This window comes from Halorussus marinus, from assembly GCF_004521895.1.
Taxonomy (GTDB): domain Archaea; phylum Halobacteriota; class Halobacteria; order Halobacteriales; family Haladaptataceae; genus Halorussus; species Halorussus marinus.
Map to the genome: position 1 here is coordinate 245,503 of NZ_SBIR01000001.1, position 23,008 is coordinate 268,510.

Genomic DNA, 23,008 nt, shown 5'->3' on the forward strand with positions numbered 1-23,008 from the left:
GAATTTCGGCCGAACTATATTGGTACGCACCACAGCGTATTAAATGTTCTGGTCGGGTAGCGACTAGATCATTGGTTCCTTCAAATACATAAGAAATCTACGGAGAGAATAGATTTACTAGTAAATCGTCACTTCTGGCACAGGAATTCATCATGAATTTTCGTCCTTCAACCCACCAACCGATGGTAATAATACATATTCAAAATAATACAAATGATCTGTTGTATCTGTGTTAGCCGTATTTTCATGGGGTTTTGGGAGGTCGCTACATGTATGCCGAGCTCGAACCCTATTGGGACGGAGGAGGTACCAAAACTCAGTATAGCATAACGGCCGCATAGTTTCTGGGAAGCAAGATCACTTGCACATCTTCGTTTCCGATGCTCTCGGGCGGCCCCGCCATGACCTACATCCCCGAAATCCGATCGAATCCGATGAACAAGATCACCATGACCGGCTATCAGGTCGACGGGACACCCGGGCGCGATCTACTCGAAACCGGGAGCGCCGAGATCGACGGGCGGGTGATGCCCGTGAGCGCCCGAGTCGAACAGTACGACTTCTCGGCTCACGCCGACCGCGACGGGCTCGTGGAGCTTCTCTCGTCGTACGAGGACGCCGCCGTGCTCGTGAACCACGGCGACCGGTGCGAGCAGTTCGCGTCCGAGCTCCGGGCGGACGGCTTCGACGCGACGGCCCCGCAGGTCGGGTCGGTGCATCGCGTCTGAGCGATCGCAGTCGAGAACGCCGGGGTCGGCTCGGAACGCGCTGACCGAGTCTCATCCGACACCGGGTGTGTGGCGGCTCGTGCGGTCGTTCGTCTCGCGTCCGCACGGACCGCGACGCGAAAGCACCGCGAACGGCTCGTCGCGACGATCGGCGATCAGACCGAACGGCGCTCGGTTTCGATGTGGTCGACGTACGCGTCGACCACGTTCCGGATGATCGTCTCACCGGCCTCGGGAGTCGCTTCGTTCGGATCGCCGAGCACGCCGTTGTCGGTGATCGATTTGAACCCCTCGCTCAGCAGACGGGCGGTCGTGATCTCTCCTTCCGGGCCGGACTCTATGTCCCCGACCCTGACGAGGTCCTCGTCGATCGCCAACACGACTGCCGTCTCGGCCGCGCCCGCGTGGATCACGTCCTGCTCGTACTCGACGCCCGCCTCGGTGAGGCCCTCGTTCAGCAACCGCATGTGCTCGTCGAGGTCCGCGAGCGGGATGACCGCGGCGTCGATCTCCCGAGCGATCTGTGGCGCGACGGTCTCGACCGGGCCGAAGTTCCCGCCGTGGGTCGGCACGAGGACGATGTGTTCGAAGCCGTGTTCGTCCAGCGAGCGACAGTACGACCGGATCACGTCCATCAGCGTCTCGGGCGCCACCGTGATGGTCCCGGGAAACTCGATGTGGTGGCCCGAACAGCCGGGCCGAATCGTGGGGGCCGCGAGGGCGTCTCCGAGCGTCGTTGCGATCCGTCGAGCGAGCTCGTCGCCGTCGAGCGTGTCCATGTTCAACGGCAGATGGGGTCCGTGCTGTTCGATCGACCCGACGGCAACGATCGCCGTTCGCGTCCCGCGTTCGAGGGCTGACTCGACTTCCGGCCACGTCATCTCTTCGAGGCACACTGATCTGCGAGAAGCCATCGGCCGACAGTTCTATCAACCGTCGTGAAAGTCTTGTGGTGGAACGAATACGACGGTCGGCCGACCGCCGATCGCTCGTCTTCGCCGGGGCGCTACTCGATCTCTAACTGGCCGCTCTCGGCGCGCCCCGAATCGCCGTCCTCGTCCCATTCGAGTTCGAACTCGACGCTCAGTTCCCCGGCGCCGCCCGCCGGCCCCTCTCGCTCGGCTTTGACCTCGAACGTCGGTCGGGCCGGCGGGTCCATCGTCACCGAGTCCGAGCCGGATTTGAGCGTGATCGCGTCCCCGCTTTCGAGCTTCTCGGCGACGCTGTGAAGGTACGACGCGATCTCGTCTCGGGTCCGGTCGCTCTCTGACTCGAACAGGACTTCTTCTGGCATACGGGTACATACGGTCGCCAGCCCCGATAAGTGTATCCGCTACGTACCGTTCGGCTGACGAATCAGGCGGCGTCGCCCCGTCGATCCCGCCGCGGCGACGGGGGCGAGGAGATCGAGGGCGACGCGGTAGCCCCGAAGGTCGGCGCGAGCCCGCCCGTTCGGGATCGGCTCCGGATCACGCGACGTTCCGCTCGACGAGCGCCTCGCCGTCCTCGAAGCGACGGCTCGACAGCGGGTCGACGTCCACCAGCGACGCCGCACCGTCGACGCAGAGTTCGGCGACGATCTGCCCGGTCGCCGGCGCGTGCTGGAAGCCGTGACCGGAGAACCCCGCCGCGGTGACGAGGCCGGGGCGGGTCTCCTCGACGATCGGGTGGTGGTCGGGCGTGACCGCGTACAGCCCGGCCCACCCGCGCCGGATGCGCGAGTCGCCGTCGAAGTACGTCGTCCAGTCGGCGGCGCGCTCGACGGCGGTCGCCGCCCAGTCGATGTCCAGCGACTCCGAGTAGGCGTCCGGGTCCACATCGGGGTCGGCCTCGTCGAACTGGCCGCCGACGAGCGCGGCGCCGTCGCGCTCGGGGCGGAAGTACGATCCCGTCTGGAGGTCGATGGTCAGCGGGACGTCCTCGGGGACCGATTGAGTGGGCTCGACCACCGCGATCTGGCGACGGCGCGGGGCGATCGGGAGGTCGACGCCGGCCAGTTCGGCGACCTCGCCCGCCCACGCACCGGCCGCGTTGACGACGAACGTCCCGTCGATCCGCCCGTCGTCGGTGTCGACGCCCGTCACCGCGTCGCCGTCGGTGCGGACGTCGGTGACCGCGGTCCCGGTCCGCACGTCGACGCCGGCCTCGCGGGCGGCCTCGGCGTACCCCTGGACCGCGAGGTTCGGGTCCGCGAACCCGTCGGCGCCGTTGTACGTCGCGGCGACGAACCGGTCGTCGATCAGTCCGGGACAGCGCTCGCGGGCCGCCGCCGGATCGAGATACTCGGTGTCGACCCCGAGGTCGTTTTGCATCGCGACGTCCTCGCGGAACCGCTCTGCGGTCGCCTCCGTCCGGGCCACGAAGAGGTACCCCGACTTCCGGTAGGCGATGTCGACGCCGAACCGCTCGGCGAAGTCGTCCCACACCGCCCGGCTCGCGACCGAGAGTTCGACGTTGACCCGGGTCGAGAACTGGCTCCTGATGCCGCCCGCCGATCGGGCTGTCGATCCCATCCCGAGCGACCCCTTCTCGAGGAGCGTCACGTCCGCGCCCGCCTGAGCGAGCGAGTACGCCGACGACAGGCCGACGATCCCGCCTCCGACGACGACGGCGTCCATGTCGGCTACAACTGCCCGGCGGAGCGAAATAAGTCTACCGTCGCCGGGGTCGACGCGGCGTTTCGAACCCGTTTTGTCCGTGGCGCGTCTCGCGGCGAGTATGAGCGTCCGCGAGGAGTTCGACGACTGGGCGGCCGAGGGCCGCGACAAGGGGATGGAAGACCGCCACTGGCACACCGCCAAGTACGCGCTGGCCCGGATGCCGGTCGAGGCCGGCGACGTCGTCCTCGATCTGGGCACGGGGAGCGGGTACGCCGCCCGCGCGCTCCGGGACACCAAAGGGGCGGGTCGGGCCTACGGGCTCGACGGCTCGCCGGAGATGGCGCACAACGCCGACGGGTACACCGACGACCGGCGGGTCGGGTTTCTGGTGGGGGACTTCGACCACCTGCCGTTCGCCGACGACAGCGTCGACCACGTCTTCTCGATGGAGGCGTTCTACTACGCCAACGACCCCCGCGAGACCCTCGCGGAGATACGGCGCGTGCTCGCCCCCGGTGGCACCTTCTTCTGTGCGGTGAACTACTACGAGGAGAACGTCCACTCTCACGGCTGGCAGGACAACATCGACGTCGAGATGACCCGCTGGAGCGCCCGGGAGTACCGCGAGGCGTTCCGCGACGCCGGTCTGCACGTCGCCGAGCAGGACAACGTCCCGGACCGCGAGATCGAGATCCCCGACGCGAGCGCGTTCCCGACCGACGACTGGGACAGCCGAGCCGCGATGGTCGAGCGCTACCGGGAGCTGGGCACGCTACTCACTGTCGGCGTCGCGCCCTGACCGCCGGTCGGTCCGGTTCCCGCGTCAGTCGCCGGGCCTCGACGCCCGATCAGTCGTCGCGCTCGCCCGCCCGGACCTCGGTTTCGAGCCAGTTCTCCTCGGGCGCGAGCGGGCAGGCGAACGTCTCGCTGTAGGCGCAAAACGGCGAGTACGCGAGGTTGAAATCGACCGTGATCTCCGAGCCGTCCTGCAAGTCGCCTTCGGTCTCGAACTCCATGTACCGGCCGCCCTGGTAGGTCTGTTGGCCCGTGGTCTTGTCCCGAAACGGGACGAAAAGCCCCTCCTGCTGGTCGCGGGTGTACGCCGCGAGCTCGTGGTCCTCGCCGCCCAACTCGAACCGGAGGGTCGCCACCCGGAGATACCGCTGGGGCGCGCCCGCGCTCACGTCCATCTCGACCGGGTCGGGCTCGTCGTGGGTCTCGACGATCGCGGTCACCCGGTAGTCGGGGTCGGGCGCGAAGTACTCGAGGCCCTCGAAGCCCTCGCGCTCCTCGGGCGGGATCGGCGACTGGGGGTGGTCGCCGAAGAAGTCGTCTTTCTCCGCGCGGTGGGACTCCAGTTCCTCGCGCCACTGGTCGGCGTCGAAGTTCGGGGCGTCGCTCATGGACGACGGTAGTCGGTCGCGCCGGGTAACGGTTTGCATCGGCGCGTCGGGTCGGCCCCGATCGGACCGCGAGCCCGGCTACTCGTCGGCGTCGGTCTTCACGACGATCGCGGGCCGGGTCGTCAGCCTGAGCACGCGGTCGGTGATGCTCCCGAGGAGCGCCCGGTACTCGGCCGGCCGGCGCTTCGTCCCGAGCACGACGGCGTCCGCGTCGTTGGCGTCGCCGTACTCGATGATGGTCTCGACCGGGTCCCCGTGTTCGAGCGCGTCGACGACCTCGACGTCCGCGCGGTCGGCCTCGGCCCGGATTCGGTCGAGGGTCTCGCGCCCGCGCTCTTCGAGGCCGTGCTCCGGGCCCTCGGAGCCGTCGACGTACTCGTCGCCGCTGTACGCCGTGTACACGCTGTCGTCGACGACGTAGAGCGCGTGGAGGACGGCGTCGTGGGCGGCCGCGAGGTCGATCGCGTGGGACTCGGCGTTCTCGGACGCGACGGTGCCGTCGGTCGCGAGCAGGATCGTCTCGTACATACGAGCGATAGTTCGTCCGACCGCCAGATAAGGGATGTCCGCGATTCTCACCTTCTGGGACGGCCCGCCGGCCGCCCCGCCGAGGGGCCCGTCGGGGTGCCATCCAAACGTTCAAACCCGACGCCGACCAACCCCGGTCCAGTGACCGCCTCCGATTCGTGGCGCGACGTCTTCGGCCACGACGAGCCGTACGACGAGCAAGTCGACGGTATCGAGACCGCCATCGAGACCGGCCGGGACGGCGGGTTCGCCGTCGTCGAGGGCGCCTGTGGCACCGGCAAGACGATGCTGGCGCTGACCGCCGGGATCGAGCTGGTCCGGGACCCCGACAGCGACTACGACCGGGTGCTCGTGTTGACCAGCGTCAAGCAACAGCTCCGGCAGTTCGAGGACGACCTCCGGACGATCAACGCGAACCTCCCCGACGGCTACGATCCCGTGACGGCGCTCACGCTCGTCGGGAAGGCCGACGTCTGCCCGTACAACCGCGAGAACGCGGGCGGGATCGACGACACAAACGTCTACGAGCGCTGTGAGTCTCTCCGGGAGGACACCCGCGCGATCACCGGCGAGGCCGGCTCGACGACCGCCCGGAACCTCGTCTCGCGCGCCCGAAGCCAGCAGACCGGGCTGGCTGACTCGGGGGTCTCGGGCGGGGGCGCGACGTATCTCGAAACCGGCGGCGAGCCGACGCCGTACCCCCCGGAGATGCCCGAGTACGACGACGTGGAGTACTGTCCGTTCTACGCCCAGTTCCTCGACGATCTGCCCGACGACGGCGAGCCGGTCGAGGCCGTCCCGTTCGACTTCGACGCGATGGGGCTGATCGACCCCGAGGAGCTGGTCTCGCTGTCGGTCCAGCACGGCACCTGCCCTCACTCGATGATGGGCGCGGTGCTGGGCCACGCCGAAGTGGTCGTCGGTAACTACTACCACGCGTTCGATCCCGTCACCACTGGGGGGTTCACGGGCGCGTTACTCGACGACGCCACGTTCGTGGTCTGCGACGAGGCCCACATGCTCGAACCCCGGGTCCGGGACCTCGTGAGCGACGCGGTCGGCGACGCGACCCTGCGGGACGCCGAGTCGGAGCTCGGCCGCGTGATCCAGCCCGTACAGTTCGAGGGTCGAGAGAGCCACACCACCGCCGACGCAGACCTCGTCCGGGCCGAACTCGAGGACGCCGACGTCTCGCTCTCCGAACTGGAGCGGACCCGAGAGTTCCTCCGGGACCTCCGGGAGGAACTGGACCGGCGGGTCACCGCCCACCTCGAACGCGAGCACCGCGGCTGGAAGTCGCGGCTCGCCGACCTCCCCGACGACGAGATCCCGCTCCGGGATCCGACCGAGCCGAGCCCCGACGAGATCACCGAGTGGGCCGAGAAAGCGGGGTACCACGACGGCGTCTGGGCGCGCGCCGAGGCCGTCGGGGGCGTCGCCGCCCGCATCCTGAACGAGGCAGAAGACGACGAGAAAGAGCGCGCCGCCCCGGCCGCCGGGCGCGTGCTCGGCGAGTGGTACCGCAACGACCACGAGCGGTACTTCCGGGAGATCGAGCTCGAACGGACGTGGAACGACACCGAGCCCGAGTCGTCGTGGCGCCGGGCGTACAACGCCCGGCTCGCGATGCAAAACTGCGTGCCAAGCGACGCCATCGGCGAGCGCCTCGCGGAGTTCGGCGGCGGCGTGCTGATGAGCGCGACCCTCGAACCCCTCGACGTGTTCGAGGAAGTGACCGGGCTGAACCACCTCGAACGCGAGGACGATCGCCCGATCGTCGAGCGAACCTACGGCCTGAACTTCCCGCCGGAGAACCGCGAGAGCTTCGCGGTCGACGCCCCGAAGTTCACCTACGACAACCGCGGGGCGCCCGGCGAGGAGACCACCGCAAGACGGGCGTACGCCGACGCGCTCCGGGACGTGGCGGCCGGGACCGCGGGCAACGTCCTCGTGGGCATGCCCAACTACGCCGAGGCCGAGTGGGCCGCCGACGCGCTCCGGGCGAACCCCCGCGTCGAGAAGACGGTCCTGCTCGACGAGAGTAGCGACGACGACGCGACCGAGGACCTCAAGGCCGAGTTCTTCGGCGGCGAGCCGAAGGTGCTGGTGACGAGCCTCCGGGGGACCCTCACCGAGGGCGTCGACTACCAGGGCGATCGGCTCCGGGCCGCGGTGGTGTGTGGCGTCCCGATCATCAACACCGCGAGCCCCCGGACGAAGGCGGTCCGGACCGCGTACGACCGGGCGTTCGGCGACGGCTTCGAGTACGCGCTCACCGTCCCCGCCGCCCGGAAGGCCCGGCAGGCGCTCGGGCGGGTGATCCGCGGCCCGGAGGAGGTCGGCGTCCGCGTGCTCGTCGACTCGCGGTACGCCCGCGACTCGTGGGACAGCGTCCGCAAGTACCTCCCCGAGACCGAGCGCGAGGAGTTCCAGCCGGTGAGTCCCGACATGCTGTCGCTCGGGATCGAGCGGTTCTGGGACGGGCGGGCCTGACCGACCGCCCGGCGACCGCTACTCCTCGACCCTCCGGACCGCGGGCTCGCGGCCGTCGACCGACACGACGTGGGCGTCGTCGGGCTCGAACCCGACCGTGAGGCGCCGGGCTTCCGGGCGCTCTGGCACGCGCAGGGTCACCTCCCGGCCGTCCCAGTCGAGCGACGCCCGGAACGCCTCGCCGAGGAACTCGACCGTCTCGACCGTCGCCTCGAAGGCGTTGGTCGCGTCGCCGACCGCGAGGTGTTCGGGCCGCACGCAGAGGGTGACCGGCGCGCCGTCGGGGGCGTCGAGACCCGCGACCCGGAACCGCGAGGCGCCGACCCGGACCGCGCCGCCGTCGACCTCGCCCGTAAAGACGTTGTTGTCGCCGAGGAACTCGGCGACGAACCGGGTCGCCGGCCGGCGGTACACCGCCTCGGGCGCGCCGACCTGCTCGACCCGGCCGCCGTTCATCACCGCCACTCGATCCGAGATCGCGAGCGCCTCCTCCTGATCGTGGGTGACGTAGACGGTCGTAATCGCGAGCTCCGACTGGATCGCCCGGACCTGCGTCCGGAGCCGCTGGCGGAGCCGGGCGTCGAGCGCGCTCATCGGCTCGTCGAGCAGGAGGACCTCGGGGCCGGGAGCGAGCGCCCGAGCCAGCGCCACGCGCTGGCGCTGGCCGCCCGACAGCTCGTCGGGCTCGCGGTCGCCGAAGCCGGCGAGGTCGACCAGTTCGAGGAGCTCGGCGACGCGCTCCTCGCGGGACCCGCCGCCGGGGACCTCCCGGAACCGCAGGCCGTAGGCGACGTTCTCGGCGACCGTCATGTGGGGGAAAAGCGCGTAGTTCTGGAAGACGACCCCCACGTCGCGGTCCTCCGGGGCGACCCCGGCCATCTCGCGGTCGCCGAACGCCACCGATCCCGCGTCGGGGGTCTCGAACCCCGCGATCGCGCGGAGGGTCGTGGTCTTGCCACACCCCGACGGGCCGACCAGCGTGAAAAACTCCCCGTCGGCGACGTCGAGGCTCACGTCCCGGAGCGCCGTCACCTCGCCGAACGACTTCGAGACCCCGCGCAGGCGGAGGTCGGTCACGCCTCCCACCTCCGGCGTCTGTCGGCGGTCGAACCCGCGTTCGACCGCCGACGAACGCCTCCCACCTCCGGAGGCCTTCGGACCTCGCGTCGCGAGCCCCTCACGCCTCCCACCTCCCGCCGAGTCGGTCGATGACCACGAAGCTCAGGCTGGTCACCGCAAGCAACACCGTCCCCATCGCGGTGGCGGGCCCGAGCGTCCGGTTGCCGATGTAGCGCTCGACGGCGACTGGCATCGTGTAGCTGGAGCTTCCGGTGGCCAAAATCACCGTCGAATCGAACTCGCCGATGGAGATGGCGAACGCGAACGCCGCGCCCGCCGCGACGCCCGAGGCCACCAGCGGCAGTTCGACGTCGATCAGCGCCCGGACCCGGCTGGCGCCGAGCGCGCGGGCCGACTCGACCATAGAGCGGTCGAGGCCGCCGAGAAGCGGCGAGACGTTCCGGACCACGAACGGGTAGGCCGCGACCGCGTGGGCCGCGACGATGGCGGTCGGGCCGGCGATCTGGATCCGGTGGCCCCACACCTCGACGCCGAACACCAGCCCGCGGAGCATCCCGAGCCCGACGACCACGCCGCTGACCGCGAGCGGCGCCATCGCGGCGGCGTCGGCGAGCCGTTCGGCCCGGCCGCTCCGGGTCGTCAGCACCGAGACGGTCACGCCCATCGGGAGCGCGACCGCGAGCGCGGCCGCCCCGAACAGCAGGGAGTTGCGCACCGCGACCCCGGGTTTCGTCTGGAACGACGCGCCGGTGGCCTGCCGTTCGAGCAGGAACTGGTAGTACTGGAGGGTGAACCCCTGGGGCCCGGTGAGGCTCTCGGCGACCATGCTGGCGAGCGGGCCGAGGAACACGACCGCGACGACGCCCGCGTAGGCGGCTACGCCGACGCGCTCGGCGAGCGCTCCCGCCGAGGGGGTTTCGGGAACGAGTCGCTTTCGGGCCGGCGGGTTCGCGGCCCGGCTCCCGCCCGACTGGCTCGACTCGTACCGGAGGTAGGCGTAGGTCAGCGCGAGCGAGAGGACGGTCTCGACGACCGCGAGCGTCGCGGCCTCGGCGTAGTCGAGTTGCTGGACCAGCGAGTACACCCACACCTCCACCGTCGCGAGCTGGAACCCCCCGAGCGCGAGCACGATGGGAAACGACATGAACGTGAAGACGAACGTGAGTAAGGCGCCGGTCAGCACCGCGGGCAACAACTGCGGGACGAGCACGTCGAGGAACGCCCGGCGCGGACTCGCCCCGAGCGACCGGGCGGTCTCGACGGTCCGGGCGTCGACGCTCTCCCACGCGGCGGTCGTCACGCGGGCCACGAGCGGCGCGTTGTAGAAGGCGTGGGCGACCACGATGGCTTCGAGGGTAAAGAGGAGGTTCACCCGCCCCAGTCCGAACCGGGCGAGCAGGTCGTTGAGCGGCCCCGCCGACCCGAAGAAGGCGACGAAGCCGATGGCGACCATGATCGAGGGCAGGACGAACGGGAGGATGGTGAGCGACCGCACCGTCCGGCGACCCGGGAACTCGTAGCGGGCGAGGACGTACGCGCCGGGGAGCCCGAGCGCGACGCTGGCGAGCGTCGAGAGGGCGGCCTGGTACGCGGTGAACCCGAACCGCCCGAGGGGCGTGTCGGCCGCGACCGCCCCGACCGAACCGAGGTCGCCGGCGAACACCGCCGCGAGCGGGCCGAAGTAGAAGGGGTCTTCGAGCACCTCACGGACGACGTCGAGGCTCCAGGCGTCGCCGATCCGGACGGCGTCGGCGAACACGGTCAGGACCGGGTAGTAAAACACCACGAGCAGGACCGCCGCAGTCGCGACGCCGAGCGCCCCCAGCGCGTGGCGCTCGGCCGTCGACGCGCGGCGTCCGAGCCAGCCCCCGACCCCGTCGCGTCGGCTCACGTCGGGTCAGTTGCTCGCGATCTGGCGCGCCCAGTCGTCGACCCACTCGTCGAGGTTGCCCGCCAGCTCCTCATAGGTGAACGTGACCGGCTCGTCGGGGATCTTGGCGTACTCGGCGAACTCCTCGGGGAGCTCGGCCCAGTCGGTCGCGGGGAACTGGACGTTCCGGACCGCGATCTCGCCCTGTGCCTCCGCCGACAGCACGAAGTCCATGAACGCGTCGGCGAGCTCGGGCACGTCGGTGTCGGCGAACTTCGCCATCCCCTCGGGGTTGGCGTACCCCTGGTCGTCGAGGAACGAGACCTGGTGTTTCTCCAGATCCTGATCGTAGCGGTTGGCGTACACCTGGTCGGTCGAGTACGAGACCACCATCGGCGCCTCGCCCTCCTCCCACGCGGTGTAGGCGTCGTCCCACGACCCGAGGATCGTGATGTCGTTGTCCACCAGCTGTTTCCAGTAGTCGAGATACTCGTCCTCGCCGCGGTTGTGGACCGTCCACAGCAAGAACGCCCGACCGGTCGCGGCCGACTGGGCGTTCTGGACGATGAGATCGCCCGCGTACTCGTCGGTCGTGAGCGCGTCGAACGTCTCGGGGTCGTCGGTCTCGGTGCCGTCGTAGACGAGGCTGATGTAGCCGGTGTCGTAGGGGATCGCGCGCTGTTGGGGGTCGAACTTCAGATCGTCGTCGACGTGGCCGTAGTTGTCGAGGGCGTCGGCGCTCGACGCGAACAGCGATCGGTCGCCGAGCTTCTCGTCGATCCGGATGAGATGGTCGACGTTCGCCCCCACGTACACGTCGGCGTCGATGTCGACGCCCTGTGTCCGACGCTGGATGTAGTAGTTCATCTCGTTGTCGGGGGTCGCCCACTCGATCGTCACGTCGGGGTGGCGCTCCTCGAACGTCTCCTTGAGCCACGGCCCGGGCGAGGAGCTGGGGGCGTCGACGAACGAGCTGTAGGTCGCGACCGTCAGCGTTCCGCTCAGCCCGTCGTCGCTCTCGGTGGTGGTCTCCTCGGTCGTCTCGGTCGTCTCCGTGGCCTCGGTCGTCGTCTCGGTGGTGGTCTCTTCGGTCGTGGTCGTCGCCTGCTCGCCGGTTCCGGTACAGCCCGCGAGGCCGATCAGCGACCCCGCCGCGCCGCTTTTGAGGAACGTGCGTCGTTTCATTACCCGGTGATTGCACACAGTGATACTTAGGTGGCGCGGTCCTCGGCTCTCGCGTCCCCCGCCGAACGTATTTGTCCCCGCGCCGTCACGTATCGGGTATGAGCGACCCCGCCGGCGTCGAGTGGCGTTACGACGCGACCCGATCGAGGCTCCTCCGGGTGCTCGCCCACGGGTTCGTGGCCGGACTCGGCGGCGCGCTGTTGCTCGCGACGGGCACGCTCCTCTTCGCGCTCCCCGCCCTCGTCACCGCGATTTCCCTCGGCGCGTTGCTGTTCGTCGCTCTCCTCGTCCTCGTGGGCGGGCCGGTCTCGCTGGTCTACCTCTGGCCGATGCTCGCGGACCCCGACCAGCGACCGAGTCCGGGCGCGTTCGCCGGCGACGCGACCCCGTGGACGCCCCGAAGCGTGGCCGTCGCCGCCGTCGCGGGCGCGGTCGGCCTCTGGGGGCTGGCGGCCGCCGGCGTCGGCTTCGACGCGCTGTTCGCGGTCGTGGTCGCGCTCGTGTTCTCGCCGGTCGCGGTCGCGCTGTTCTCGACGGCCGGGACGGTCGACCTCGACGGCGGCCCCGCCGGCGCGGCCGACCCGCCGGACGCGACCGGCGAGGTCGACCTCGTCTGCAACGGCCGGCGGGTCCCGCTGGCGCAGGTGACCCGCGTCCGATCGGTCCGGGTCGCCGGCCCGACGATCTACTGGGCGTCGTACGCCCGCGGGACCGGCGCGTTCGTCCCGCGACTCCTGACGGTGCCCCCGGAAGCGGCCGACGCCGTCGGCGCCGCGCTCGATGCGGGCGTCGAGACGCCGGCCGAGTCGCCGACGACCGATCCCGCGGTCCGGGCGGTCGTCTCGGGCGCCGGCCTCCTGTTCGTCGGGGTCGCGGTCCTCGGGTGGCGCGCGGTCGACGACCCGGTCGTCGGCGCGTACCTCGCCGGCGTGCTCGGCCTCGTCGGCGCGCTCCTCTGTCTCGCCGGGTGGCGGGGCGTGTAGCGCCGGCGCGGGACCCAAAGGTTTTCGTGTCCGCTTTCGATGCGGCGAGTATGTCCGGGACGCGACAACGGGTACTCGGCGTGGTGCTCGTGCTGGTCGGACTCCTCGCCGCGGTGGTGCTGTTCGACGTGCTCGGGACCGTCTTCTTCGCGATCACGGTGGCGTCGGTCCTCACCCCGCTCCACCGACGGCTGGTCGAGCGCGGCGCCCACCCGTGGTGGGCGAGCGTCGCCGCGACCGCCGTGGGCTTTCTCAGCGTCCTCGCGCTGTTCGGCTCCTTTGCCTTCCTCGTCTACCGGCGCCAGGCCGACATGCTGGCGGTGCTCAGAGCGCTCCCCCGGAGCCTCACCGTCGAACTGCTCGGCGTCGCCTACACCGCCGACGCGAGCGTCGCCATCGCGTTCGTCCGGGAGAACCTCACCGGGGTCGCGCTCACCGTCGCACGGATCGCGCCGGTGCTCGCGCTCAAGGCGACGCTGTTCGCACTACTGGTGTTCGCGTTGCTCATCCACCGCGAGCGCGCCCGAAAGGCGTTGCTCGCACCGATCCCGCCGAGCTACCGCGACGTGGCCGAGGCGTTTCGCGAGCGCGCCCGCGAGACGCTGTTCGCCATCTACGTCTTACAGGCCGCGACCGCCGCCGCGACCTTCCTCGTCGCGCTCCCCGTCTTCTACCTGCTCGACTACCGGCTGTTCGTCACGCTCGCGCTCGTCTCGGGGTTCCTCCAGTTTCTCCCTATCGTCGGCCCGACCGTACTGGTGGGACTGCTCGGACTCTACCAGTTCGGCGTCGGCGACGTGACCGCGGCGGTCTCGGTCGGCGTGCTGGGCGCGGTCCTGATCGGGTGGCTCCCCGACGCGGTCGTCCGGCCGCGACTCGCGCGCCACACCGCCGACATCCCCGGGAGCCTCTACTTCATCGGGTTCACCGGCGGGCTCCTCAGCGTCGGCCCGATCGGGTTCATCGCGGGGCCGCTGGTGGTGGCGCTCCTCGCGGAGGCGACCGACCTCCTCGCCGCCGAAGTCAACGGCGCCACCGCGACCGACTGATCACGGGACGGCGACCGCCGCCGCCTCGCGCAGGCCGACCGGCTGGGAGCGCCAGCCGTCCCCGACCGACAGCAGAAACGTCCCCTCGGCCGTCATCGCGTAGGCGCCGTCGGAACCGCGATCGAGCGCGACGATCGCCTCCTCGACCGGTAGCGACACCGTCCGCCACGCCCCCTCGGCGAACTCGAAGAGCGCCGCGTCGGTCGCGGCGTGAGCCTCGCCGAGGTCGCCGGCGCTCGCCGTCTGGTCGGCGCCGGCCGGCGAGGCGCTGACCGCGCGGAAGGCGCCCTCCAGTTCGGCCAGCCACCCGTTCCCGAGTCGGTAGAGGCCGTCGTCGGTGGCGGCCAGCGGCGTCTCGGCCGCCGACACGTCCCGGGCCTCGTTCAGTCCGACCTGCCGGAGGCCGCCGCTCGTCGCCCGGTAGACGCCGGAGGCCCCCGCGAGGAAATCGCCGTCGACGGCCCGGGCGTCGGCGACCTCGCCGAGTTCGGTCCACGAGTCGCCGCGCTCGCGGATCACCCGGCCGTCGCCGAGCGCCGCCACGAGGTCGCCGTCGGTCCCGAACCCGACCGCGACCGCCGGGCCGACGCCGAGCGCCCCGAAGCCGTCGCCTGTCGCGACCAGCACGTCCTCGTCTGTGGCGACCGCGAGTCGGCCGTCCCGCCCCGCGGCGTCCCGGGCGGTACACTGGTGTTTTAGCCCGAACTCCCCGACCAGATCGTCGGAGGTCTCGATCGCGGCCACGCCGAACTCACCGACGACGTACACCGGGACGCTCTCGTCGCTCCCGTCGTACACCCGCTTCTCGTCGATGCTGATGTCCATGTCCGATCGTGGGGCACCCGGCGGGTTAGTGGTTCGGGTTCACGGGCCGTCGAGGAACGCGGCCCCGGTCGCGATGAGCGTCCGGAGAGAACACCCGACGTCGTGGTCGAACGTGACCGCGACGCCGCTCGCGTCGCTGTAGGGGTAGTGGACGAGGACGCCGTCCCCGAACCACCGGGCGGTGGCCTCCAGATCGCCGAGTCGGTAGAGGTCGGTCAGCCGGGTGGGGTCGCCGAACGCTTCGAGCGCGAGGTCGTCGATCAGGCAGGCGATCTCGTCGTCGTCGTACGACTCGGCGACGTCGTCGCGGACGTCCAACACCGTCTGGTGGCGACCGTGGTAGTGGACGCCACATCGGAGGCTATCGCCGGCGAGCGGTCGCAGCGTCTCGAGTAGCTCGCGCGCCCGCGACGCGCAGAGGTGGGCCGCCGAATCGCTCACTGTTGGACTCACTTTGCCTCTCGTATATAACGTCGTCTACTCGGCACTCCCCGACCGGCGGGGCTGACGGCCGGCTAACACGTCCCGAGCGTCTCCGGAATGCCTTTTGCGTCCCGGTCCGCACCCACGGGCATGAAGGTATTCGGGTCCAGCGGAACTCGCGGGGTCGCCAACGAGGCGCTGACCCCGGAGTTCGTGCTGAAGGTCGCCAAGGCCGCGGGGACGGTGTGGCGGGCCGATCGCGTGGCGGTCGCTCGCGACACCCGCGCGACGGGACGGATGCTCGCCGACGCCGCCGCCAGCGGGCTCGCCAGCGTCGGCGCGGACGTCGACCGGCTCGGCGTGGTTCCGACGCCGGGCGCCCAGTCGTACGCCGGCCGCGAGTCGGTGCCGGTCGTGATGATAACCGCCTCCCACAACCCGCCCCAGTACAACGGCGTGAAGCTCGTCGGCGCGGACGGCGTCGAACTCGCGGTCGAGGACCTAGAGCGCATCGAACAGAAGTTCCTCGCCGAGCAGTTCGACGGGGCGCCGTGGAGCGAGACCGGAACGAGCCGCGAGGTCGAGGGCGTCCGGCGGGCGTACGTCGACCGGCTTCTGGCGTCGGTCGACCGCGAGACCGTCGCCGACGCCGACCTCACGGTCGCGCTCGACCCCGGCCACGGCGCGGGATCGCTCACCAGCCCGGAGTTCTTCCGGAAGCTGGGCTGTCGGGTCGTCACCGCCAACAGCCAGCCCGACGGCCACTTCCCCGGCCGGGACCCCGAACCGGTCCCGGAGAACCTCGGCGATCTCGGCCGGCTCGTCGAGGCGACCGACGCCGACGTGGGGATCGCCCACGACGGCGACGCCGACCGCGCCATCTTCTACGACGAGACCGGCGAGTACGTCGAGGGCGACGCGACGCTGGCGGCGCTCGCGGCCGCCGAACTCGACCCCGGCGACTCGGTGGTCTCGGCGGTCAACGTCTCCCAGCGCCTCGTCGACGTGGCCGACGACTGCGAGGCGTACCTCGAACTCACCCCGATCGGCTCGACCAACCTCATCACCCGGATCGAGGAGCTCCAACAGCAGGGCAAGCCGGTCCCGGTCGCCGGCGAGGGCAACGGCGGGATCTTCTTCCCGGAGTACCTGCTGGCCCGCGACGGCGCGTACACCGCCGCGCGATTCCTCGAACTGCTCGCCGACCGCCCCGCGAGCGAGGTCGTCGCGCCCTACGACGGCTATCACAACGTCCGCATCAACATCGGCCACGACACCGACGCCGAGCGCGACGCGCTTCTCGAGGCCGCCGAGCGCGAGGCCGAGGCCGCCGACGCCGAGGTCACGACCCTCGACGGCTACCGGTTCGACTACGGCGACGCGTGGGTGCTGGCCCGCCCCAGCGGCACCGAGCCGATGGTCCGGATCTACGCCGAGGCCCGCGAGGAGTCCAGAGCACGCGACTTGGCCGAGGAGATGGCGGCGGCGTTACGCGACGCGAAGGCCGCGGCGTAGCGATCGCTCGGCGAGCGGTCGGCGGTGGCGGCTCGAAGCCCTCCCACACCGACGAGAGAGAAGACTTATTCGGACCCGCCGGCGTCTCGGAGACATGCCAGCCTCTCGGCGTACGTTCCTCGGCGCGGTCGGGACCGCCCTCGCGACCGGGGTCAGCGGCTGTACCGGCTCGGACCCTCGCCCGGTGTCGCTCTCGGTGTCGAATCTGACGGCCGAGGACCGCTCGGTGTTCGTCGAGATCCTGCCGGTCGATATCGAAGCGGACCTCTCGGAGAAGCAGTTGTTCGGTGAGTGGATCGATCTGGCCTCGAACGCGTCGGACGGGACCTCGTACGTCGACCGTCAGGACGTCTTCGACGCCCAGAAAGCGCTCGTCCGGGTCAAGCAAAGTCAGGGCTACATCAACGAGTACACCTTCGTCCCCGACTGCCCCGATTCGGACGCGGGCGAACACGTCGAAGTCTCGATCCTGTCGGCTACCGTGGCGTCGGTCTCCCAGAACTGGTGTCGGACGTAGACGGCGTCGCGGCTCTCTCGTCTCCCGACGCGAACGACCTCGTCGTCGGCCCGCCGCGATCGACCGCTCGCCAATACGTTCGTCTCTTTTCATCTGACCTCAGTTTTCGTGGCTTTTATGCTTGCTAGCCGGTGATTCTGGGATATGACCTCCTCAGACCGTCAGTTCACGCGGATCTCGAGCGGGATCTCCGGGCTCGATACGCTCCTCCGCGGCGGGTTCGTCAACGGTCGGTTGTACCTCGTCATCGGGCCGCCCGGGGCCGGCAAGACCCTCCTCGGGACCCAGTTTCTCGAAGCGGGCCTCGACGCGGGCGAGACGGTCCTGTTCATCCACGGCGAGGAGTCGGCCGACGACCTCCGGGCCAACACCGCCGAACTCGGCATCGACCTCGACGACGCCGCGTTCCTCGACGTCGGGCCCGAGTCGGACTTTTTCACTCGGGCCCAGTCGTACGACGTGGTCAAGCCCCGCGACGTCGAGGACGGCCATCTGATCGCCGACATCAGAGACTCGATCGAAGCGGTCGACCCCGACCGCGTTCTGATCGACCCGATAACCCACTTCCAGTACCTCGAACCGACCGAGTACCAGTTTCGGAAGCGCATCATCTCGTTCGCGCGCTTCCTCAAAAACCGGGGGACGACCGTGCTGGCGACCAAGACGCCGACCGAGCAGATGGACACCCAGCTCAAGTCGCTCAGCGACGGCGTCATCACCCTCAACCACGGCGACGAGAAGGCCGGCCGACGGATCCGCGTGCCGAAACACCGCGGGGTCGGCCAGCGCGATGGGTCCCACGGGATGGAGATCCGCGAGGGCGGGGTCGAGGTCTTCCCCGCGCTCGTGCCCGAAACGCACAGTCGGCGGTTCGAACCGACCAAGTTTTCCTCGGGCATCGACGGACTCGACGCGCTCCTCGACGGCGGGCTCGAACGGGGCACGGTCACGATCCTCAGCGGTCCCTCCGGGGTCGGCAAGTCGACGACGGCCGCGGAGTTCCTGTCGACGGCCGCCCAGCACGGAGACCCGGCGCTCGCGTACCTGTTCGGGGAGTCGATCGAGACGTTCACTCACCGGGCCGAGCACTTTGGCAACCCGGTCTCGGACCTCCACGAGGAGGGGTCGCTTTTGATCGAGGAGATCGACTCGCTCGCGATGTCGCCCGAGGAGTTCGCCAATCAGGTCCGCACGCAGGTCGAACGCCACGCGGCCGAACTCGTCGTCATCGACGGCATCGCCGGCTACAAGAACGCGATCAAGGGCGGGGAAGACGGCGTGGAACTGCGCCGCCGGCTCCGGGCGCTCACAAAGTACCTGATCCAGATGAACGCGTCGGTGATTCTGATCGACCAGCGCAGGGAGGTGACGGGGTTCCCCGAACCGACCAGCGAGAGCGTCAGCTATCTCGCCGACAACATCGTCTTCGAGAACTACATCGAGGTCGGCGGCGAGCTCCAGCGGATCGTCGGGGTGCTGAAAAAGCGCATCGGGGGCTTCGAGACGGTCCCGCGCCGGTTCAGGATCACCGACGACGGGCTCCAGATCGGCGAGTCGGTCTCGGGGATGCACGGGGTCGTCGAAGGCGTGCCCAAACGCGTGGGTGGTGATCCCGATCAGTCGCTCTGAGACATCCGATAGCAATGACCGAGATCCAACTGCTGTTGTCCGCCGACGGCAACCGCCGGGCGCTGGCGTCGGTCGTGGACGAACACTACGATCCGATCGTCGACGAGGAGCTCCGGGACGCGGATCTGTATCTCGTCGACGAGCCGTCGTTTCACCGCTACCGCGACGCGCTGGATCGACGCAGACGCGAGACCAGAACGGTGTTCTGCCCGGTAGTGTTGCTCCGTCGCGACCGGACGCCGGTGACCGTCGACCTCCCCGACCCGGTCGAGTCCGAGTCGCCGCTCCTCGTCAACGAGGTGCTGGACGCGCCGGTCGGGAAACAGACGCTCTTTCGAACGGTCGAGAATCTCCTCGCGAGGCAGGCCCGGAGCGAGCACATCGCGGCGGAACTCGACGCCGCGACCGCCAAACTCCGCGAGCGAAACGACCAGCTCGAAGCCCAGCGCGACGACCTCGGGCTGTTGAACCAGATGTTGCGCCACGACATCCGCAACGACCTACAGCTCGTCACCGCCTACGGCGACCTGCTCGAAGCCCACGTCGACGAGGCGGGGCGCGAACACCTCCGAACGGTCCTCGACAGCGCCGACCACGCGGTCGAGCTCACCGAGACGGCGCGGGAGATGGCCGACGTGATGCTCTCGACCGAGGAGGCCGAACCGGAGCGAATCGCGCTTCGCGGGACGCTCGACCTCGAACTCGAACGAGTCCGCTCGAAGTACCCGGACGCGACCGTCGCCGTCGAGGGGACCGTCCCGGGGGTCACCGTCGCCGACGACATGCTCGACTCGGTGTTTCGGAATCTGCTCAAAAACGCCATCCAACACAACGACGGGCCGGCCCCGACCGTGACCGTCTCGGTCCGCGAGCGTGCGGGCGAGGTCGCGGTCCGAATCGCGGACGACGGCCCCGGCGTCCCCGACGAGCAGAAAGACGAGATCTTCGGGAGACGGGCGACCGGTCTGGAGAGCGACGGGACGGGCATCGGGCTCTATCTGGTCCGGACGCTGGTCGAATCGTACGGCGGCGACGTGTGGGTCGAGGACAACGACCCCGAAGGCGCGGTGTTCGTCGTGACGCTCCCGACGGTCGAGGAGGCTCGGTCTGATGGCTGAGATCCAACTGCTGGTCGACGGCGCGGGCAACCGCCGCGCCCTTACCTCGATTCTGGACGACAACCACACTCCGGTCGTCGACGAGGAGTTGCGCGAGGTCGATCTGTATCTCGTCGACGAGCCGTCGTTTCACCGATACAGCGACGCGCTAGAGCGCCGCAAAAGAGAGCTCGATCCGGTGTTCTGTCCGGTCGTCCTCGTGCGCCGGGACCAGACGCCGGTCACGGTCGACCTCCCGGACGTCGAGACCGCCGAGCGCCCGCTGGTCGTCGACGACGTCGTGACCGCCCCCGTCGAACCGGCGTCGCTGTTCCGGACCATCTCGAACCTCCTCGCGCGTCGCAACCAGACCGCCGAACTCCACGCCGACCTCCGGGCGCAAAACGACGAGCTCCGGCAGTTCAAGAACGCGGTCGAGCACGCCGGTCACGCGATCCTCATCACCGATCCCGACGGGGTCATCGAGTACGTCAACCCGGCCTTCGAGCGGATGACCGGCTACGCCGCCGCCGAGGTCATCGGCGAAAACCCCCGGATCCTCAAATCCGGCGAGCAGGACGAGTCGCTGTACCGGGAGCTGTGGCACACCATCCGGGACGGCGACATCTGGACCGGCGAACTGGTCAACGAGCGCAAATCCGGCGAGCGGTTCGTGATCAATCAGACGATCGCGCCGATCGCGGACGCCGACGGGGAGATTCAGGCGTTCGTCGGGATTCAAGACGACATCACCGCGCACAAACTGCGCGAGCAACAGCTCACGGTGTTCCACCGCATACTCAGACACAACCTCCGGAACAAAGGGACGGTCATCAACGGGTACGCCGCCGAACTCGAGGCGTCTCTCGACGACGACGCGTTCGTCGAACACCTCCGCACCATCCAGGAGAACGTCCAGTTGCTCCTCGAAACGAGCGAGAAGGCCCACCGCATCCAGCGGATCTTCGGCGACTCGCTCGACGAGGACACCGAGCGCGGGCTGATGGCGGCGCTGGAACAGATCGCCGACGAGGTCGGGGCGCTGTACCCGGATGCCGAGATCGCAATCGAGGGCGACCGCTCGGAGTCGGTCCGGATCGACGCGCGGGCGATCCCCGCGTTTCGCGAACTCGTCGAGAACGCGGTCAAACACTCAGAGTCGGCGGTCCCGCGTGCGGCAATCACCGCGAGGACCGAGTCCGCCACGGCGACGGTCACCATCGCGGACAACGGTCCCGGCATCCCCGACCAGGAGCGACGCGTCATCGAGGCCGAGACCGAAAAGCCCCTCGAACACGGCTCCAGACTCGGGCTGTGGTTCGCCTACTGGGTCATCACGTACGTCGGCGGCGACATCGATCTGGAGACCACCGCCGACGGCACGACGGTGTCGGTGACCCTCCCGGTCACGCGGTAGCGCGCCTATCGGTTCGGGTGGTCCTCGAGCGCGTCCTCCAACCGCTCTCTCCGGGACCGAAGCTCGTCGAGTTCGCGCTCGACCGCGCCGCGCTCGATCTTCTCGCGTTCGGCCTCCGAGAGCTGTTCGGCCGCGATCGCCGCGGTCCGCAGACGTTCGAAGCGGTCGGCGTCCCGGACCGCCGTCTGGACCGCCCGGAGGTCTGCGACCACGTCCTCGGGCGCGAACCGGCCGACGACCGACACCAGCTCGTCGGTCCGCCACCGGAGGTCGGCCGCCGACCGGGGCGGCCAGTCGAGCCGCAGGGGCGCGGCGTCGAGGCGTTCGAGGTACGTCTCGTTGGTCGCCACCGCGCGCTTGAGCGCGGCGGGCGCCTCGACGTAGTGGTCGAGCTTCGAGTTCGAGTACCCCGAGAGCTCCAGTAGCTCCGGGACGGGCTTCTCGCCGGCCTCGCTGTCGGCGACGTACGCCCGGAGGCGCTCGGGCGGCTCGCGGAACTCGACCAGCGGGTAGTCGCGGGTGACAGCCACGAAATCGAGGACCGCGCGGGCGCTCGCGTTCCGTCGGAACTCGTCGAACGCCTCGGTCACCGCGTCGTTGTACGCCTCGATGGGCTCGCGGATCTCCTCGACCGGCGCGTCGAGGTCGGCGTCGCCGAGTTCGAGCAGTCGCTCGCGGTCGGCGATCTCCTCGCCCACGCCTTCGAGCGCGTCCCGGACCGCGTGCCGGTGCTCGCGGTAGCGATCGAGCGCCTCGGCGCGGTCCTCGAGCAGTCCCGCGATCTCGGCGGCGGGTTCGAGGTCCTCGCGGGCGAGTTCGAAGTCCCGCTCGTTGAGTCGGTTCTTGTCGAAGCGGTCGCCGGCCGCGTCGAAGGCGTCGTAGGCGGGCAGGTCCTCCGAGAGCTCTTCGACGAACGAGCCGAACTCGGCTTTGAACTCCACGAACTTCTGGAAGTTCTGGCGGCCGGTCCCGGTCGCCTGCTCCTCGTAGCGCGCCAGCAGGCCGGTCGCCCGGTCGTAGGCGTCGGCCACCGACTCGACGGTCGACTCGCCGTACTCCTCGATCCGGGCGTCGATCTCGCGACGCCGCTCGTCGGCGTCCGCCAACTCGGCGACCGCCGAGGCCGGCGCGGCGTTCTCACTCATACGCGTCGTCGGGGTCGAACGCGCGGTCGGCGACCGTCTCGCCGTCGAGCGTCCGGTAGAAACACGTCTCGTAGCCGGTGTGACACGCCCCGCCCTCCGGGTCGACGAGGTACAGCAGGGCGTCGCCGTCGCAGTCGACCCGGACCTCCTCGACGTGCTGGACGTTCCCGCTGGTCGCGCCCTTCTGCCAGAGCTCCTCGCGGCTCCGCGAGTAGTAGTGGGCGAGGCCGGTCTCGCGGGTCTTCGCGACCGCCTCGTCGGTGACGTACGCGAGCATCAGCACCTCGCCCGTCTCGGCGTCCTGTGCGACCGCGGGAATCCGTCCGGACTCGCCGAAGTCGAGTTCGACCGCCCGGGCGGCGTCGGGGTCGGCCTCGGCCTCGGTCGTGGGGGCGTCGCTCATTTGGTGAGGCTTCGTCTTTCCCGGCGATATGCTTTGTGTGTCGGACACGCCGCGCCGATCGCGAAAAATAGCGACGAGCGGCCGCGCCGCCGATCGGCGCCGTCCCGCCCGAGCCCGC

21 protein-coding genes and 1 pseudogene are annotated in these 23,008 nt (G+C 69.7%); 10 read left to right on the forward strand and 12 right to left on the reverse strand.

Going from position 1 to position 23,008, the window contains the following annotated elements; genetic code table 11:
- Nucleotides 1-377: 377 nt before the first annotated feature.
- A pseudogene (locus EPL04_RS01110) lies at nucleotides 378-728 on the forward strand (MBL fold metallo-hydrolase RNA specificity domain-containing protein); the annotation flags it as partial.
- Nucleotides 729-883: 155 nt separating this feature from the next.
- On the opposite strand, the gene EPL04_RS01115 reads toward EPL04_RS01110, so the two are convergent.
- The 3 genes from EPL04_RS01115 to EPL04_RS01125 form a co-directional block, all read right to left on the reverse strand.
- A complete protein-coding gene (locus EPL04_RS01115; protein ID WP_134668628.1) occupies nucleotides 884-1,642 on the reverse strand; it encodes a creatininase family protein in 759 nt (252 codons plus the stop codon).
- Nucleotides 1,643-1,734: 92 nt separating this feature from the next.
- Nucleotides 1,735-2,022, reverse strand: a complete 288-nt coding sequence (locus tag EPL04_RS01120; protein WP_134668630.1) for an amphi-Trp domain-containing protein — start codon at nucleotides 2,020-2,022, stop codon at nucleotides 1,735-1,737.
- Between the two features lie 175 nt (nucleotides 2,023-2,197).
- The gene (locus EPL04_RS01125) at nucleotides 2,198-3,346 is read right to left on the reverse strand and encodes an NAD(P)/FAD-dependent oxidoreductase (RefSeq protein ID WP_134668632.1); all 1,149 of its coding nucleotides are present in this window, start codon (nucleotides 3,344-3,346) and stop codon (nucleotides 2,198-2,200) included.
- Nucleotides 3,347-3,446: 100 nt separating this feature from the next.
- Between EPL04_RS01125 and EPL04_RS01130 the strand changes: the two genes are divergently transcribed.
- Entirely contained in the window at nucleotides 3,447-4,127 is a 681-nt protein-coding gene (locus EPL04_RS01130; protein ID WP_134668634.1) for a class I SAM-dependent methyltransferase, read from the forward strand.
- 49 nt (nucleotides 4,128-4,176) lie between these two features.
- On the opposite strand, the gene EPL04_RS01135 is transcribed toward EPL04_RS01130, so the two are convergent.
- Entirely contained in the window at nucleotides 4,177-4,731 is a 555-nt protein-coding gene (locus EPL04_RS01135; RefSeq protein ID WP_134668636.1) for a DUF1684 domain-containing protein, read from the reverse strand.
- A 78-nt stretch (nucleotides 4,732-4,809) separates the two neighbouring features.
- On the reverse strand, nucleotides 4,810-5,259 hold the full coding sequence (locus EPL04_RS01140) for a universal stress protein (RefSeq protein ID WP_134668638.1): 450 nt from the start codon (nucleotides 5,257-5,259) through the stop codon (nucleotides 4,810-4,812).
- Between the two features lie 141 nt (nucleotides 5,260-5,400).
- Here EPL04_RS01140 and EPL04_RS01145 point away from each other — a divergent pair, with 141 nt between their 5' ends.
- Entirely contained in the window at nucleotides 5,401-7,752 is a 2,352-nt protein-coding gene (locus EPL04_RS01145) for an ATP-dependent DNA helicase (protein WP_134668639.1), read from the forward strand.
- 18 nt (nucleotides 7,753-7,770) lie between these two features.
- Here EPL04_RS01145 and EPL04_RS01150 read toward each other — a convergent pair whose 3' ends face one another.
- From EPL04_RS01150 to EPL04_RS01160, 3 genes are all read right to left on the reverse strand, one after another.
- Nucleotides 7,771-8,829: an ABC transporter ATP-binding protein gene (locus tag EPL04_RS01150; protein WP_134668641.1), complete on the reverse strand. Its 1,059-nt coding sequence runs from the start codon at nucleotides 8,827-8,829 to the stop codon at nucleotides 7,771-7,773.
- A 100-nt stretch (nucleotides 8,830-8,929) separates the two neighbouring features.
- Nucleotides 8,930-10,723 (reverse strand): ABC transporter permease, encoded by a 1,794-nt coding sequence (locus tag EPL04_RS01155; RefSeq protein ID WP_209019536.1) that lies wholly within the window; start codon nucleotides 10,721-10,723, stop codon nucleotides 8,930-8,932.
- 6 nt (nucleotides 10,724-10,729) lie between these two features.
- Nucleotides 10,730-11,887, reverse strand: a complete 1,158-nt coding sequence (locus EPL04_RS01160; protein WP_134668643.1) for a thiamine ABC transporter substrate-binding protein — start codon at nucleotides 11,885-11,887, stop codon at nucleotides 10,730-10,732.
- A gap of 98 nt (nucleotides 11,888-11,985) precedes the next feature.
- On the opposite strand from EPL04_RS01160, the gene EPL04_RS01165 reads away from it, so the two are divergent.
- Together EPL04_RS01165 and EPL04_RS01170 are read left to right on the forward strand one after the other, a co-directional pair.
- Nucleotides 11,986-12,870, forward strand: a complete 885-nt coding sequence (locus tag EPL04_RS01165; protein ID WP_134668645.1) for a hypothetical protein — start codon at nucleotides 11,986-11,988, stop codon at nucleotides 12,868-12,870.
- Between the two features lie 50 nt (nucleotides 12,871-12,920).
- Nucleotides 12,921-13,919: an AI-2E family transporter gene (locus EPL04_RS01170; RefSeq protein ID WP_134668647.1), complete on the forward strand. Its 999-nt coding sequence runs from the start codon at nucleotides 12,921-12,923 to the stop codon at nucleotides 13,917-13,919.
- Here the strand turns inward: EPL04_RS01170 and EPL04_RS01175 are convergent, their stop codons facing one another.
- Together EPL04_RS01175 and EPL04_RS01180 are read right to left on the reverse strand one after the other, a co-directional pair.
- Nucleotides 13,920-14,744, reverse strand: a complete 825-nt coding sequence (locus EPL04_RS01175; protein ID WP_134668649.1) for an HVO_0234 family beta-propeller protein — start codon at nucleotides 14,742-14,744, stop codon at nucleotides 13,920-13,922.
- Nucleotides 14,745-14,783: 39 nt separating this feature from the next.
- Nucleotides 14,784-15,185 carry a hypothetical protein gene (locus tag EPL04_RS01180; RefSeq protein WP_134668650.1) on the reverse strand — a complete coding sequence of 134 codons (402 nt, stop codon included), beginning with the start codon at nucleotides 15,183-15,185 and terminating at the stop codon, nucleotides 14,784-14,786.
- A 132-nt stretch (nucleotides 15,186-15,317) separates the two neighbouring features.
- Between EPL04_RS01180 and glmM the strand changes: the two genes are divergently transcribed.
- The 5 genes from glmM (at nucleotide 15,318) to EPL04_RS01205 (ending at nucleotide 21,342) form a co-directional block, all read left to right on the forward strand.
- Nucleotides 15,318-16,682, forward strand: coding sequence for a phosphoglucosamine mutase (gene glmM, locus EPL04_RS01185; RefSeq protein ID WP_134668652.1), 1,365 nt, complete (start codon nucleotides 15,318-15,320; stop codon nucleotides 16,680-16,682).
- 94 nt (nucleotides 16,683-16,776) lie between these two features.
- Nucleotides 16,777-17,199, forward strand: coding sequence for a hypothetical protein (locus tag EPL04_RS01190; RefSeq protein ID WP_134668654.1), 423 nt, complete (start codon nucleotides 16,777-16,779; stop codon nucleotides 17,197-17,199).
- Between the two features lie 144 nt (nucleotides 17,200-17,343).
- On the forward strand, nucleotides 17,344-18,828 hold the full coding sequence (locus tag EPL04_RS01195) for an ATPase domain-containing protein (RefSeq protein ID WP_134668656.1): 1,485 nt from the start codon (nucleotides 17,344-17,346) through the stop codon (nucleotides 18,826-18,828).
- A gap of 14 nt (nucleotides 18,829-18,842) precedes the next feature.
- A complete protein-coding gene (locus tag EPL04_RS01200) occupies nucleotides 18,843-19,946 on the forward strand; it encodes a sensor histidine kinase (protein WP_134668658.1) in 1,104 nt (367 codons plus the stop codon).
- Nucleotides 19,939-21,342, forward strand: coding sequence for a PAS domain S-box protein (locus tag EPL04_RS01205; RefSeq protein ID WP_134668660.1), 1,404 nt, complete (start codon nucleotides 19,939-19,941; stop codon nucleotides 21,340-21,342). Before EPL04_RS01200 ends, EPL04_RS01205 begins: the two co-directional genes overlap by 8 nt.
- Before the next feature lie 5 nt (nucleotides 21,343-21,347).
- Here the strand turns inward: EPL04_RS01205 and EPL04_RS01210 are convergent, their stop codons facing one another.
- Both EPL04_RS01210 and hisI read right to left on the reverse strand, forming a co-directional pair.
- On the reverse strand, nucleotides 21,348-22,487 hold the full coding sequence (locus tag EPL04_RS01210) for a DUF7118 family protein (protein ID WP_134668661.1): 1,140 nt from the start codon (nucleotides 22,485-22,487) through the stop codon (nucleotides 21,348-21,350).
- Nucleotides 22,480-22,890 carry a phosphoribosyl-AMP cyclohydrolase gene (hisI, locus tag EPL04_RS01215; RefSeq protein WP_134668663.1) on the reverse strand — a complete coding sequence of 137 codons (411 nt, stop codon included), beginning with the start codon at nucleotides 22,888-22,890 and terminating at the stop codon, nucleotides 22,480-22,482. The genes EPL04_RS01210 and hisI overlap by 8 nt, the downstream gene beginning before the upstream one ends.
- Nucleotides 22,891-23,008: the final 118 nt, after the last annotated feature.